The sequence below is a fragment of the Nocardiopsis oceani genome (assembly GCF_054777395.1).
Map to the genome: position 1 here is coordinate 100,784 of NZ_BAAHAR010000026.1, position 14,425 is coordinate 115,208.

At 71.3% G+C, this 14,425-nt stretch carries 11 protein-coding genes; 8 read left to right on the plus strand and 3 right to left on the minus strand.

Annotated elements, in window-relative coordinates; genetic code table 11:
- Positions 1-31 precede the first annotated feature (31 nt).
- Positions 32-976, minus strand: coding sequence for a poly(ethylene terephthalate) hydrolase family protein (locus ACYVDG_RS17035; RefSeq protein ID WP_460753124.1), 945 nt, complete (start codon positions 974-976; stop codon positions 32-34).
- A gap of 306 nt (positions 977-1,282) precedes the next feature.
- The gene (locus tag ACYVDG_RS17040) at positions 1,283-2,668 is read right to left on the minus strand and encodes a cytochrome P450 family protein (RefSeq protein ID WP_460753128.1); all 1,386 of its coding nucleotides are present in this window, start codon (positions 2,666-2,668) and stop codon (positions 1,283-1,285) included.
- A 382-nt stretch (positions 2,669-3,050) separates the two neighbouring features.
- On the opposite strand from ACYVDG_RS17040, the gene ACYVDG_RS17045 reads away from it, so the two are divergent.
- The 5 genes from ACYVDG_RS17045 to ACYVDG_RS17065 all read left to right on the plus strand — a co-directional run bounded on the left by ACYVDG_RS17045 (position 3,051) and on the right by ACYVDG_RS17065 (position 10,593).
- Positions 3,051-4,298, plus strand: a complete 1,248-nt coding sequence (locus tag ACYVDG_RS17045; RefSeq protein WP_460753170.1) for an SWIM zinc finger family protein — start codon at positions 3,051-3,053, stop codon at positions 4,296-4,298.
- Positions 4,295-5,944, plus strand: a complete 1,650-nt coding sequence (locus ACYVDG_RS17050; protein ID WP_460753131.1) for a DUF5691 domain-containing protein — start codon at positions 4,295-4,297, stop codon at positions 5,942-5,944. The genes ACYVDG_RS17045 and ACYVDG_RS17050 overlap by 4 nt, the downstream gene beginning before the upstream one ends.
- A 73-nt stretch (positions 5,945-6,017) precedes the next feature.
- Positions 6,018-7,100 carry an ATP-binding protein gene (locus ACYVDG_RS17055; RefSeq protein WP_460753175.1) on the plus strand — a complete coding sequence of 361 codons (1,083 nt, stop codon included), beginning with the start codon at positions 6,018-6,020 and terminating at the stop codon, positions 7,098-7,100.
- Complete coding sequence (locus ACYVDG_RS17060; protein ID WP_460753134.1) at positions 7,100-9,397, plus strand: DUF5682 family protein; 2,298 nt, start codon at positions 7,100-7,102, stop codon at positions 9,395-9,397. The genes ACYVDG_RS17055 and ACYVDG_RS17060 overlap by 1 nt, the downstream gene beginning before the upstream one ends.
- The gene (locus ACYVDG_RS17065; protein WP_460753137.1) at positions 9,394-10,593 is read left to right on the plus strand and encodes a VWA domain-containing protein; all 1,200 of its coding nucleotides are present in this window, start codon (positions 9,394-9,396) and stop codon (positions 10,591-10,593) included. The genes ACYVDG_RS17060 and ACYVDG_RS17065 overlap by 4 nt, the downstream gene beginning before the upstream one ends.
- Before the next feature lie 54 nt (positions 10,594-10,647).
- Here the strand turns inward: ACYVDG_RS17065 and ACYVDG_RS17070 are convergent, their stop codons facing one another.
- Complete coding sequence (locus ACYVDG_RS17070) at positions 10,648-11,082, minus strand: VOC family protein (RefSeq protein WP_460753140.1); 435 nt, start codon at positions 11,080-11,082, stop codon at positions 10,648-10,650.
- Positions 11,083-12,085: 1,003 nt separating this feature from the next.
- Between ACYVDG_RS17070 and ACYVDG_RS17075 the strand changes: the two genes are divergently transcribed.
- The 3 genes from ACYVDG_RS17075 to ACYVDG_RS17085 all read left to right on the plus strand — a co-directional run bounded on the left by ACYVDG_RS17075 (position 12,086) and on the right by ACYVDG_RS17085 (position 14,250).
- Complete coding sequence (locus tag ACYVDG_RS17075) at positions 12,086-12,481, plus strand: hypothetical protein (protein WP_460753145.1); 396 nt, start codon at positions 12,086-12,088, stop codon at positions 12,479-12,481.
- 124 nt (positions 12,482-12,605) lie between these two features.
- The gene (locus ACYVDG_RS17080) at positions 12,606-13,310 is read left to right on the plus strand and encodes a Crp/Fnr family transcriptional regulator (protein ID WP_460753148.1); all 705 of its coding nucleotides are present in this window, start codon (positions 12,606-12,608) and stop codon (positions 13,308-13,310) included.
- Positions 13,311-13,650: 340 nt separating this feature from the next.
- Positions 13,651-14,250, plus strand: coding sequence for an O-methyltransferase (locus ACYVDG_RS17085; RefSeq protein ID WP_460753151.1), 600 nt, complete (start codon positions 13,651-13,653; stop codon positions 14,248-14,250).
- The last annotated feature ends 175 nt before the right edge of the window (positions 14,251-14,425 follow it).

The following is a 14,425-nucleotide window of genomic DNA, read 5'->3' on the forward strand; positions in this document are numbered from 1 at the left end:
CCTCCGGGCCGCCGCCTGTACGGGTCGGGGATCAGTCGCCGTGCGGGCAGGAGTCCCGGTAGTCGGAGAAGTCCGTTCCGATGCCGGTGTCGGGCGCCGGGCAGAGGAACTGCTCGTAGCGCTCGTCGTTGTCGACGAACCGCTTCAGCCAGGAGATGCTGTACTTCGCAATGGCGTCGTTGGAGAAGTTCGGCGCGAAGTGGCTCGCGTTGCGCAGCTCCAGGTACGCGGTGTCCAGCGATTCGGGCAGGCTCTCGTACATGGGGATGGCGTGCGAGCGCACGGACGCGGTGACGTCGTTCTCCGCGCCGACGATCAGGGTCGGCGTCTCGACGCTGGACCAGTTGTTGCTGACGTGCCAGGGCGTCAGCGGGATCGCCGCGCGCAACTCGGGCCTGTTGTCGATGGCTGCGAGGGAGCCGCCACCGCCCATCGAGTGCCCCATGACGGCCATACGATCGCTGTCCACGATGTCGCTGACGTCGCTGCTGTCGGCCAGGTAGTCCAGGGCGGACTCCATCTGGCGGCCCCGGCTGTTGGGCTGGTCGACCCGCGTGTTGGTGTCGATGGTGAACACCACGAAGCCCTGCGAGGCGAGGCGTTCGCCGTACCAGGACATGGTCGACTGGCCCGCCGTGTAGCCGGGTGAGATGACCACCCCGCCGAAGGTGCCTTCGCTGTCGTCGGTCGGGTAGTAGATGGTGCCGCCGCCGAAGCCGCTCACCAGGGAGGACACGCGTTCGCTGTCCGTGTCGAAGTGCCCGGTCGGCGCGGTGACGCTCTCCTCAGTGGGGTCCGGCCCGCGCTCGTGGGGGTTCTCGGCGTGTGCTGGGGCCACTGCGGCGCCGGCGCCGAGCAGGGAAAGTCCCAGAACCATCGCGGACTTCGCGGCGACCGCGGAGACCCAGCCCCGGGTTCGGGGAGCGGGGGTCGGTGCGGGGGTGGGGGACGGGGGGAGGGGATTATCGGTACGCACGTTTAATTCCTTATCTCGTGCAGCGGGAATCCACGGTTTTTCCAGATTCCGTGAATCGTGCCCCGCCATGGGCGTTGACCAGAGCGGTCACCTTCTCGCCCTTGCCTATGGGGCGTGCGTTCACTATGAAGTCCGTTGTGTGAACGTGCATCCGTTGAACCACCAGTGTTGGTATCGGTCCAGTTCAGGCGTGCGTACTAATCCTTTTCACTGGTTCCGTTTGGTTCGTTGCGGCGTTATCCCGTGCAGGGAAGGCCCGGGTGCCCGTGCTGTCCGATCGGGCACCCGGGGTGGTCAAGGCTGGGTTCACCGCGCCAGGTTGCGCCACCACTTGAGCAGCTTTCCGAGCAGGTCCTCCGGCGGCTGCTCCTCCTCGGCCGCGGGCTGGATCTGCTCCATCTGCTCGGTTCGGGCCGGGTCCGGGTCGCTCGGCCTGCCGGGGCGGAAGGAGACGGGGAGTTCCCGCAACCCGTGCAGGAACGGGGAGGTCGCCCTGCGCAGATCCTCCGGGGGTACCGACAGGCGCAGTTCGGCGAGCCGTTCCTGGAGCACGCTCACCCCGGTCGAGGCCACCATTCGGCCCAGCGAGCGGGCGGGGCAGCTGTGCGGTCCGGCACCCAGCGACAGGTGGGCCCGGCTGCCGCTGGCCAGGCCGGTGTGGGGGTCCGACTGGCCCTTCCGGACGGCGGGGTCCTGGTGCGCCGCGACGGTCCCGATGTACAGGGCGTCGCCCGCGCGGATCAGTGTGTCGCCGATCCGCGCGTCCTGGAGCGCGATCCGCCCGGCCATGAGTTGGAGGGGCGGCTCCGTCCACATGACGTGGTCGAGGAGGTCGTGGGTGGACAGGCGCGCGTCGGTGTGGGCGGAGCGGATGCGGTCGTCAGTAAGCAACGTGCGCATGGTGTTGCCGATGAGGTGGGTGGTGGTCATGTGGCCGGCACTGACGAGGAGGGAGGCCTGGTGGGCGAGCTCGTGCGGGGTCAGTCCCGCGGGGTGTCCGATCATCCAGCTGGCCAGGTCGGGGCCGGGTTCGTCGGCTTTGCGGGCCACCAGGCCGGCGAAGTACTGCTGCATGCGCACGATGGTGTCTTCGGTGAGCTCGGTGTCCTCGCTGAAGATGGCGGTGGTGAGGTCGCCGAGCATGTAGCCGTAGCTGTCGGGGAGCCCGAAGAGCCGGTTGATCACTAGGATGGGCAGCTTGGCCGCGTACTCGCCGATCAGGTCGGCACTGCCGCTGGCCGTGAACGAGTCGACCAGGTCGTTGGCGATCCGGCGCGTATCACGGCCCATGGCGGTCAGGTCGACCCTGGCCATGCCGTCCAAAACGGGGGCGCGCAGCCGGGTGTGTTCGGCGCCGTCCACGAAGAGGGCGTTGGGCAGCCACGTCATCAAGGGGACGGTCTTGTCGAGGTCGACGAGGCCGTCGACGGCCGCGCTCCAGTTGCGGGTGTCCCGGGTGAACAACCGCGGTTGCTGGAGGGCGGTGAGGTTCTCCTGGTATCCGAGCAGCACCCAGGCGCGTACCCCGGGCTCCAGTTCGACCGGGGCCACGGGTCCGTGCTGTGCGCGCAGTTGGTGCCACAGGTGTTCGCGTCCGCGGGGCGGCGTGGGCTCGTAGAGGCGGGTCACGTCGGCGGGACAGCCCTGGGCGGCGGGGGAACCGTGTTCCGTGCCGGGTCGGGTGGCGGTCATATCGGGTGCGCGGGCCCACGGGGGAGGATCGCGGGGCCGCTTCCCTCCCTTCGAGGGGAACGGGGGCAGTGCCGTGGCGAGTGGAAGGGGAAAGCGGGGCACCCGGAAATAGGGCGACACGGTGGACGGGGAAGTAACCACCTCGGTCGTGGCATTCTAGGTTCACCGGATCCGCTTTTTCAACACAGGGAAAATTCGGCCGGTTGTGTTTCCGGCCGAATAGTTCTTATTTCTTTTTTGTCAGGGCCTGTGGCGTCGGGGTGCGGATCGTCCCGGATTGTCAGTGGTGCTCTCTAGGGTTGCCTGTGTGAGCGATCGATGGAGTACCGAAGAAGTCTGGGCTCTGGCGCCGGACCCCTCATCACACAGGGCCGCTCTCAAGGTGGCCAAGCCAGCGTCGTGGCCCCAGTCCGGGGTGGTCGACGCCGAGAGCGGTCGGCCCTCCGCCGTCTGGGGCGAGTGCAAGGGGAGCGGGGCCAAGCCCTACCTGGCCGCCGTGCACCTGGACGGGGACCGGGGGCCCGCCTACAAATGCGGCTGTCCCAGCCGCAAGATCCCCTGCAAACACGTGCTCGCCCTGCTCGCGCTGTGGAGCCGGGGCGAGGTGCCCGAACGCGAGGACCGGCCCGAGTGGGTCGCGAAGTGGCTCTCCGCCCGCGTCGCCCGCCAGGAGCGCGCGGCGGAGGGCCCGTCGGCCCCGCCGGACCCGGAGAAGGCCGCCGCCACCCTCCGGGCCAGGGAACAGGCGGTCACCTCCGGGTTGGAGGAGCTCCGGCTGTGGTTGCACGACCAGGTCGACAGCGGTCTCGCCGAGGTCCCCGAACTCGGCTACGACCACTGGGACCGCATGGCCAAGCGTCTGGTGGACGCCAAGGCGGGCGGGGCCGCGGCCCTGGTCACCCAGCTGCCCCAGGGCGGTGGCGCGGACAGCTGGCCGACCCGCCTCCTGGAACGCCTGGGCCTGCTCCACCTGTTGGTCGACGGCTACCTCGCCGGGGAAGCGGTGGAACCCCGGACCCGCGCCGTGCTGCGGTCCAGGGTGGGCATCAGCACGCGGACGGAGGAGGTGCTGTCCTCGGGCGAACGGGTCCGGGACACCTGGCGGGTCCTCGGTCACCGGGACGGCCTCACCCCCGACGGCATGCGTGTCCGCCGGACCTGGCTGCGCGGGGCCGTCACGGGCCGCTGGGCCCTCTCCCTGGCCTACGCCCGCCCCACCCAGACCCCCGATTCCCCCTTCCGGGCCGGAATCGAGGCGGACGGCGAACTCGCCTTCCACCCGGACGGGCGGAGGGCGGTGCGGGCCGGCGCGATGGCCGAGGCCCCGGTGTCGGCGCCGCCCGGGTGTGCTGTCGACCACGCCCTGGACACCTACGCCGCAGCCGTAGCCGAGGACCCCTGGCTGGATGCCTGGCCGATGGTGCTGGCGGAAGCGGTCCCCGCCCGGGCCGACGGTTGGCACCTGGCCGACCCGACGGGTGCCTCGCTGCCCATGGACACCGGGGAGCTGTGGCGACTCCTGGCGGTCACCGGCGGCCGACCCGCCACGGTCGCCGCGGAATGGTCGCCGGGTACCGGACTGAGCCCGATGACCGTATGGGACGCCGACGGAAAGGCGCACGCCCTGTGAACCACCCCGAAACCCCCGCTACCGAGACCCCCGTTACCGAGAACGGCGCCGGGCACGAGGTCCCGGCGGCCCCCTCCTGGGAGAGCCTGGTCTCCACCGCGCTGGTCGGCACCGCACGCCGCGCCGTCCCCACATCTGCCGCCCCCACGCCGACCGGCCCGTCTGAGGCGGCCGGTCCTTCTGGGACGGCCGCCCCACCGGAGTCGGCCGGACTGCCGGAGCGGTACCGAGAGGGCGCCCCCGCCCTGCTCGCCCTGGCCGCGGTGGAGACCGTGCGCGCCCGTGCCGGGTACACGGCCCACACCGCCGAACCCGTCACCCCCGATGCCCCCGACCCGCGGCCCTCGGTCGGTGCGGCCGCCACCCACCGGCTCGACGTCATCCTCGCGGACCGCCCGGAACTGCTGCCCGAATGGCTGGACCACGCCGTCCGCGGCGGCCGCCGCGTCAGCCACGCCCAGATCCCCGAACTGCTCGAACGGGCCTCCCGGGACAGTGAACTGCGCCCCGCCGCCGCCCTCGCCGCGGGAGGTCGGGGCGCCTGGCTGGCCGCGTTCAACCGGGCCTGGGCCTTCGCCGCCCGTGAACCCCTGCCCACCGACCGCTTCACCCAGCGGGCCTGGGACGAGGGCACCCCCGCCGATCGGCGCCGGGCCCTCTTCGCCCTCCGCGCCACCGACCCCGCCGCCGCCCGGGACCTCCTTGCGGCCGCCTGGCCACGGGAGAGCAAGGGGGACGAGCGGCGCGGGCTCCTGGAGTCCCTGCGGATCAACCTCGGCCACGACGACGAGGAGGTCCTCGACCGGGCCCTGGACGACCGCAACGCCAACGTGCGGGGCCTCGCCCTGGCCCTGCTCACCCGCCTGCCCGACAGCGCGCACGCCCACCGGCTCCGCGGATACCTGCGCGAACACGTGCGGCACGATCCCAGCCCGCGCTGCCCGGTCGAGGTTACCGACGTGGACGTCCGGCGCACGGACCTCCTGCGCGACCTCGCCCTGGCGGCCCCGAACGGCGGGGGCCGGTCCCATGACGAGCGGCGCGCGTCCCACGCCGAACACCGGGAGCGCAGCCGGGTCCTGGTCACGCACACCCCGCTGGACGTGTGGACCGGCCTGCTCGACACCGGGCCCGAGGGCGTCCTGGCCCTGGCTGCTGGAGAAGCGGAGCTGCGCGAGACCCTCACCGATGCCGCCTGCCTGCAACGGGACCCCGCCTGGGTTCGGGCGGTCCTCGACCACCCGGGGACCGGGCTGCCCCGCATGGTCGGGTCCGGGGTCCAGGATCCCCGGCGGCAGCGCATCCGGGCCCTGCTCGCCCCGCTGCCGGCCACCGAACGGTGCGAACGCGTCCTGGCCGCGATCGGCACGGCCGGGGACCAGCACAACCTCGGTCAGACCCTCCTCGCGATCGGTGCCCCGTGGACCCGGGAGCTCTCCGAGGAGGTGGCGCGGCGGCTCGCGGTACGGGTCGACCAGCGCGACTCACGCGGTTACCGGTTCCTCTGCGAGGCCGCCGCCGAACACATGCCCCCCGAACACCTCGACCTCCTTCCCCCGGAGCCACCTCAGCCGGAGGAGGGCCCCGCCTACCTCCGCCTCCGCGACACCCTACGATTCCGCCTCGACATGCACAGGGAGCTCTAGCTTGACCGCCACCGGAACCGCCGCCACCAGCGCCACCACCGCCTCCGCCACTGGAACCGGCACGGACACCGACCTGTCCAGCGCCCTGCGGCCCCACGCCGAGCAGACCTACGCCGCCGAGCTCCAGGCGCTGGCCAAGGCCGACGACCGCCAGCGCCCCCCGGGCTGGCATCTGTCCCCGTGGGCGGTCACCCAGTACCTGCTGGGCGCCACCCTCGACGACGGCACCGAGATCACCCCCAAGTACATCGGCTCCCGCCGGGTGGTGGAGGTGGCCGTGGCCACCCTGGCCACCGACCGCGCCCTGCTGCTCATCGGGGTGCCCGGCACCGCCAAGACCTGGCTGTCCGAGCACCTCGCGGCCGCGGTCTCCGGCGACTCCACGCTCCTGGTGCAGGGCACCGCGGGCACCTCAGAGGAGGCGGTCCGGTACGGGTGGAACTACGCCCGGCTGCTCGCCGAAGGACCGTCCGAGGCCGCGATGGTGCCCAGCCCGGTCATGACAGCCATGGCCCGCGGCTCCATCGGCCGGATCGAGGAACTCACCCGCATGCCCTCCGACGTGCAGGACGGCCTGATCACCGTGCTCTCGGAGAAGGCCCTGCCCGTCGCCGAACTCGGCATCGAGGTGCAGGCCCAGCGCGGGTTCAACATCATCGCCACCGCGAACGACCGCGACCGCGGCGTCAACGACCTGTCCAGCGCCCTGCGTCGCCGGTTCAACACTGTGGTGCTCCCGGTCCCGGACAGCGCCGAGGACGAGGTCCGCATCGTCACCCAGCGGGTGGAGCAGCTCGGCCGCTCCCTGGAGCTGCCCGAGGTGCCCACCAGCCTCTCCGAGATCCAGCGGGTGGTCACGGTCTTCCGCGAGCTGCGCTCGGGGTTCACCGAGGACGCCGGCACCAGGGTCAAGTCACCGAGCGGAACCCTGAGCACCGCCGAGGCCATCTCGGTGATCACCAACGGGATCGCGCTCGCCGCGCACTTCGGCGACGGTCGGCTGCGCCCGGCCGACGTCGCCGCCGGCATCCAGGGCGCCGTCGTCCAGGACCGGGTGTCCGACGGTGTGGTGTGGCGCGAGTACCTGGAGACCGTCGCCCGCGAGCGGGACGGCTGGGACGACTTCTACCGGGCCTGCCGCGAGGTGGGCGCCTGATGGGACGGCCCCGACTGGACACCGCCAAGGTGAGTGTCCTGGGCGTGCGCCACCACGGCCCGGGTTCGGCCCGGGCCGTGCGGGCCGCCCTGGACGAGATCAAACCCGACATCGTGCTGATCGAGGGGCCGCCCGAGGCCGACGCGATCACTTCGCTGGTCGGCGGGCTGGAACCGCCGGTGGCGCTGCTCGTGCACCTGGCCGACACCCCCAAGACGGGGACTGTGCGGTCCAAGGAAGGTTGGGGGATGTGGCCGTTCGCGTCCTTCTCCCCTGAGTGGACCGCCCTGGTCCACGCGCATGAGGGCGGCGTGCCGGTGCGCTTCTGCGATCTGCCCGCCGCCCACACCCTCGCCGAACGGATCGCGCGGGCGGAGGCCGCGGAGCAGGGTTCGGACGACGGGGGAGAGGCATCGGAGGAGGCCCAGGAGGAGACGCCCCGACCCCGGGTCCGGACCGACCCGCTCGGGGTGCTCGCCGAGGCGGCCGGCTACGACGACGCCGAGCGCTGGTGGGACGACGTCGTGGAGCAGCGCCGCGACGGCGAGCCCTCGCCCTTCCCCGCGATCACCGAGGCCATGGCCGCCGTCCGCGCTGAAGCCGGGCCCGAGACCGGCCGGGACGCGCGCCGCGAGGCGTACATGCGCAAGACCCTGCGCGCCGTCCTCAAGGAGGGGTACGAGCGGGTGGCCGTGGTGTGCGGCGCCTGGCACGCGCCCGCCCTGCGCGACCTCTCCGACTACCCCGTCTCCGGCGACGCCGCACTGCTCAAAGGGCTGCCCAAGGTGAAGACCACCGCCACCTGGGTGCCGTGGACGCACGGACGGCTCGCCAGCGCCAGCGGTTACGGTGCCGGGGTCACCTCGCCCGGCTGGTACCACCACCTCTTCACCGCACCCGACCTGCCGGTCCACCGGTGGCTCACCGAGGCGGCCCGGGTCCTGCGCGAGGAGGGCCAGCCGGTCTCCTCCTCGCACGTCATCGAGGGAGTGCGACTGGCGGAGAGCCTCGCCGTGCTGCGCGGGCGGCCGCTCGCCGGGATCGACGAGGTCTCCGAAGCGGTCACCGCCGTGCTCTGCGAGGGCGAGCAGACCCGGGCTCAGCTGGTCCACGGGCGGATGGCGGTCGGTGAACGCCTCGGCTCGGTTCCCCCGGACACCCCCATGGTGCCCCTGCAACGCGACGTCCTGGCCGCCCAGAAACGGCTCCGCCTCAAACCGGAGGCCTTCGACCGGGACCTCGACCTCGACCTGCGCAAGGACATCCACCGCGAACGCAGCGTCCTGCTGCACCGGCTGCGGATGCTCGGCGTCGAGTGGGGTGTCCCGCGCACGCCCGGGAGCGGCTCGCGCGGCACCTTCCGCGAATCGTGGCGGCTGCGCTGGGAACCCGACATGGACGTGGCGCTCATCGAGGCCGCGCCGTGGGGGACCACCGTGGCCGCGGCCGCCACCGCCCGGGTGGTGGAGCTCGCCGCCGACGCCCGGCTCCCCAGCCTGACCGCGCTCACCGAGCAGTGCCTGTTCGCCGAACTCGCCGAGGCGCTGCCGGACGTGCTCGCCCTGCTCACCGACCGCGCCGCCACCGACAGCGACATCACCCACCTGATGTCGGCGCTGCCGCCCTTGGCCCGCGCCGCCCGCTACGGCGACGTGCGGGGTACCGACACCGGCCACCTGGGCACGGTCGCCCAGCAGCTCCTGGCCCGGATCTGCGCGGGTCTGGACCCGGCGGTCCGCGGCCTGGACGACGACGCGGCGGCGGCGTTCGTCAAGGCGATCGACCGCACCCACAACGCGGCCAATCTCCTTGGTACGGGTCTGGAGGGCTGGACGGAGGCGCTGGAGTCCCTGGCCGTGAAGGAGAACGTCCCCGGTCGGATCGCCGGCCGGGTGAACCGGATGCTGGCGGACTCCGGCCGCATCCCCCCGGAGGAGCTGCGCCGCAGGCTCGGCCTGGCGATGTCGCCCGGTACCGAACCCACCCGTGCCGCCGCCTGGCTGGAGGGGTTCTTGCAGGGCAGCGGACTGATCCTGGTCCACGACCCCCAGCTGCTCGGGCTCATCGACACCTGGCTGCTCGGTCTGTCCGAGGAACGGTTCACCGCGGTCCTGCCGCTGCTCCGGCGCACCTTCGGGGCCTTCGGCGGGCCCGAACGCCAGGAGATCGGTACCGCTGTGACCAGGGCAGACCGCGGTGGCCACCCGGAGCCTCGGCCCCGACGCCCGATCGACAACCGCCGTGCGGCCCCAGCTGTCGCGGCCGTGACGGCGCTACTGGAGAGGAGCAGCGCATGAGCGCGGAGGTAGGCACAGCAGAGCAAGGCCCGGCCGTGAGCGAACGGTCCCGCCGCTGGCGGCTGGTCCTCGGCGCGGAGTCCCAGTGCGCCACCCTGTCCGGTGGCGACCAGGAGATGGATGCGGCTCTGTCGGCCCTGTACAACCGGGCCGACCGGGCGTCCTCCGGCGGGCGTCCCGGCTCGGACGACCGCGGAGCCGACCTCAGCGGTTCGGCGCCAAGGGTGTCCCGGTGGTTGGGTGACATCCGGGAGTACTTCCCGTCCTCGGTGGTCCAGGTGATGCAGTCCGATGCCATGGACCGGCTCGGACTCCACCAGCTCCTCCTGGAACCGGAGATGATGGAGGCCGTCGAGCCCGACGTGCACCTGGTCGGCACCCTGCTCTCCCTGAACCGGGTGATGCCCGCCGAGGCGCGCGAGAGTGCACGCACCATCGTCCGCAAGGTGGTCGACGACCTGGAGCAGCGGGTGGCACAGAAGACCCGTTCCGCCGTCCGGGGCGCCATCGACCGGTCCTCCCGCACACACCGCCCTCGCCGGGTCGCGGATATCGACTGGAACGCCACCATCCGCCGCAACCTGGCGCACTACCTGCCCGAACACAACACGGTGATCCCGCAGACCCTCGTGGGCCACGGTCGGCGCTCCCAGGGGGTGCAGAAGGACGTGGTCCTGGCCATCGACCAGAGCGGCTCGATGGCGTCCTCGGTCGTCTACGCGAGCGTCTTCGGTGCCGTGCTGGCTTCGATGAGCACCCTGAAGACGTCTCTCGTCGTCTTCGACACCGCCGTTGTGGACCTGACCGAACAGCTCACCGACCCCGTCGAGGTGCTCTTCGGCACCCAGCTCGGGGGAGGCACGAACATCAACCGGGCCATCGCCTACGGCCAGGAGCTGATCGACCGCCCGCAGGACTCCATTTTCGTGCTGGTCAGCGACCTCTACGAGGGCGGTGTCCGAGAGGAGATGGTGAAGAGAGTTGCGGCGATGCGGTCGGCGGGGGTTCAGGTGGTGGTGTTGCTGGCACTGTCCGATGAGGGAGCGCCGGCCTATGACCGCAGGAACGCCGCGTCCCTGGCCGAACTCGGCGTCCCGGCCTTCGCGTGCACCCCGGACGCGTTTCCGGAGCTGATGGCCGCCGCCATCCAGGGGCAGCCCCTCGACGCCTGGGTCGACCAGCACCTCGACCAATAGGAAACCCCCACCCGCCGGGCGGGGCCGTACCCCCCCGCGGCCCCGCCCGGCCTCTCAGTCCAGGCAGAACTCGTTGCCCTCGATGTCCTGCATCACGATGCACGACTCGTTGAACCCGTCGGCGTGCATCACCTGTACGCACACCGCGCCGAGCGCTTCCAGCCGTGCCCGCTCGGCTTGGAGCGTGGAGAGGCGCTCTTCCCCGACGAGCCCGGTGCCGGTCCGCACGTCGAGGTGCACCCGGTTCTTGGCGGTCTTGCCTTCGGGAACCCGCTGGAAGAACAGCCGCGGCCGCTCACCCGAGGGATCGACACAGGCGAACGCCGACCCCTGCTGTTCGGGCGGAAGCGAGCTATTGAACTCCTCCCAGCTGGTGAACCCCCCGGGTACCGGTGGCTCGACGTACCCCAGCACCTCACACCAGAACCGGCCGACACGCACCGGATCCGCGCAGTCGAAGGTGACTTGGAACTCCTTGATCGCAGTCATCGGAACACCCTAGCGCCGGGTGCTGTCCGCCCAGCTCTACAACGAGGCGGCCAGCTCCCCGATGAAGGTTCGGGAGTCCTCTTCGGAGAGCGCGTGCTCCGCCAGCGTGGAGTGGATTCCGCGGTACTGGTCGACCCGGGACCGAGGACCTGGCGGCTCCGGTGCCACCTGACCGGGACTTCGAACGGGTTGGCGCCTGTGGCCTGGGGTTTCCCGTTTCCCGCCGGGGTGGGGCAACCCTGCGGGAGTGGGGGATACCTGCTGGGGTGAGAGGTTCCGCGACGGTGCGGGAAACGGGGCAACCTCGCACCCGCAGGGAACCAACCCCACGGCCACGCAGGACCGAACCGCACCCGGCTTCGCCCGGCCCTCCGCGAACAGTTACTCGGGCACCGCGAAGCGATAGTCGAAGAGCGCCATGTCGGCCCTGATCAGGAACTGGGCGACATCGAGCGGTCCGTCGTCCGTGTGATAGGTCCGGATCACCTCGAAAACCGGGGTGCCCGGTGGAATCTGAAGCCTGCTGGCCTCTGGGCCTGTGGGCATCCGGGCCTGTGGGCATCCGGGCCCCGATTTCCTCCTGGATTTCGCGGACGGTGCTGATCGAGTCGATGTCGGCTATGTGTCCGCCGGGGCCCTCGCCATCGACGATGCCGGGTGAACGCTCAGCCGTTGTAAGGCTGAAGTAGCCGTCTGCCGACTGGTTGATGGTCCCGTCGAGCCGGGTCACCCGCCTGCGCACGTAGACAGGTTCGTTTTCCTCCACGTCGGTGAGCCGGTCGGCCACGGCACCGCCCTGGCCCTGGGCGGGTTCGTCCTCGTGGTGGCGGTCCTCGTGGTCGCCCTGACCCGAACCCCGCGCGTTCGGATCCCCGTCAGGTCCTGATATCCAGGAGCTGATCCTCTGGGGCTCGGTACCTGAACGGTGCCGGGCCCCTTCGCCACCACACCCCGCGCCTCCCACCACCACACCCCTCCGCCCAGCCAAGAAGAGATCTCCCCCTTGTTCCAGCTGCTCCTGCACCTCTTCCCCGAGTCGGCCGCCTACCTGTACACCCGCTGGTTCGGCCGTGCCCGGCTGCGTCGCCTGCGGGAGGCGCATGCCCAAGGCGACCCGGTGAGCATCGAGTGCGTGGGGCGTCCGGTGCGTGACGGCGCGGTGCGGCGGGAGCGCTGTGCGCTCCGGCTTCAAGGGGACCGGATGACGGTGTCGCTATCCCCGGGTCGCGGGGTGATGCTGACGGCTCCGCTGTCCCGGACCGCCTTGCACCGGGGTGACGTGGCGGGTTCCTACGCGGTCTACGGGGAGGGCGAACCCGTGGAGATCTTCCTTGCCGGGGCCCAGGAGATGCTGCTGATGGCCCTGCTCTCGCTGGACGGTACCGGCCAGCGGCCCTGACCCCGGACGCCGACGGCCCTGACCCCGGGCGGCCCCGTTTCGGGCACAAAGTTTCCTGTTTTCCGTGCTCCACCGGTGGGGCCCGGTGCCACCTGGGCATGATGGGGGGATGATCGGAGGACGCATGACGGACTGGCAGCCGGGCAGCTTCGTGTCCAGGTTGGAGAGCGCCACCGCGAACCGGCTCCTCTTGCTCTCCCCGCCGCGTCACCTCCCCGCCAACCGTGTACTCATCTCCCAGGGCGACGAGTCGGAACAGGCCATGCTCCTGGGCCCGCCCGGACGCGGGAAGTCGGCCGACCCGGCGTGCGTCAAGATCACCTCGGTGCTGCGCAACGGCACCGAAACCATGTTCGGTATCCGGCGGTGGGGCGACCTGGTCGGCGAGCTCAGCATGTTCCGGGGGACCAGGCCCAGCGCCACGGTCACCTCGTGTGCCCCGCTCACGGTCCGGGTCTACCCGCACCACGTCTTCGAGTGCTTCCTGGAGGAGCACCCCGACGCCTGGCGGGCAATGGTCGCCGTGATGGGTGAGCGGCAGGAGCACGCGGACCGGCAGCGGGCCGAGCTCGCGGGGTACGAGGTGGAGGCCCGCGTGGCCCGGACCCTCGTCGACATGGCCAAGCGCCACGGGGTGCCCACCGAGAAGGGTATCGACCTGGGCATCCGGCTGTCCCACACCGACCTGGGCAAACTCATCGGGGCGCGCACGGACGCCGTCGGCAACGCGATCCGACGCTTCCGCTCCGACGGGATACTGCTGTCCAGCTACCGGAGTGTGGTGATCGTGGACATGGAGAGTCTGAACCGGGTCTACGAGGCCGCGTAGCCGCCGGACCGACGGTGATCATTCGCGGCTCGAATTGCCGACTGATCAGTGGTCCGGCGGCCCAGCGGGCGACAGAATTCCCTTCGGGCGTCTTGCCCGTACCCTCGCTCCGCATGGCCTGCACCTCCTCCTCCGGTGCCCTCTCCTGTGCGGAGCAGAGCGGTAGGGCTGCCGGGACGGTGAGGACGGCACCGTTCCGGCAGCCACCCCGTCTTCCCGGAACCACCCCTCCCTCCCGGGAAACACCTTCTCCGCTGCGAAGCTCCTGGGTCACCGTGCCCCTGCGGCATAGCCTGGTCTCCTCAGCGAGATCACTCGACCCGAGCGGAGAGCGGTTCCCGTGACAGCGACCCGGCCCGACCAGCGCCCCGCCAGCCTCGACGCGATCGAGAGCGACACCGAGGGCATCGGCTTCAGCATGTCCTGCGAGGAGGCGGTCGGGCACCTGCTCCGGGCCCTCGCCGCCGCCAAACCCGGGGGACGCCTCCTCGAACTCGGCACCGGAACGGGGGCGGGCACGGCGTGGCTCCTCGCCGGTATGGACCGACAGGCCCGGTTGGACACCGTCGACAACGACCCCGAGTACCTCGGCGTGGCCCGGCGCCACCACACGGCCGACCCCCGGGTGACGATCGTCGAGGCCGACGGCGGTGAGTGGCTCCGCGCCCGCGCCACCGACGACCGCCCCGGCTACGACCTGGTCTTCGCGGACACCTGGCCGGGCAAGTTCACCCACCTGGACGAGGCGCTCACTCTGGTCGCCCCGGGCGGTTTCTACGTGGTGGACGACCTCGCCCGCCAACCCGCGGGTACCTCCCTCCCCGAGGACCACTGCCTGGCGGTGGACGCCCTCATCGAGAACCTGGAGTCCCGTGTCGGCTGGGAACGCCTCCCGCTGCTCGGCTGGTCCTGCGGTGTCCTGGTGATGGTCCGCAAATAGGGGCCTGAGAGCCCGGTCCGTCGTCCGCAAGCAAGGGCCCGCGAGCCCCTAGATGAGTGAGTCCGATGTGTAAGCAGGTAGCGGACACAGCGAAGGGTGCCGCAGAGTCTTGGTGTGAAACGAGACCTGGACACCCTTCTGACCGCACTCTACGTCTTCTGCGACGACCACGTCG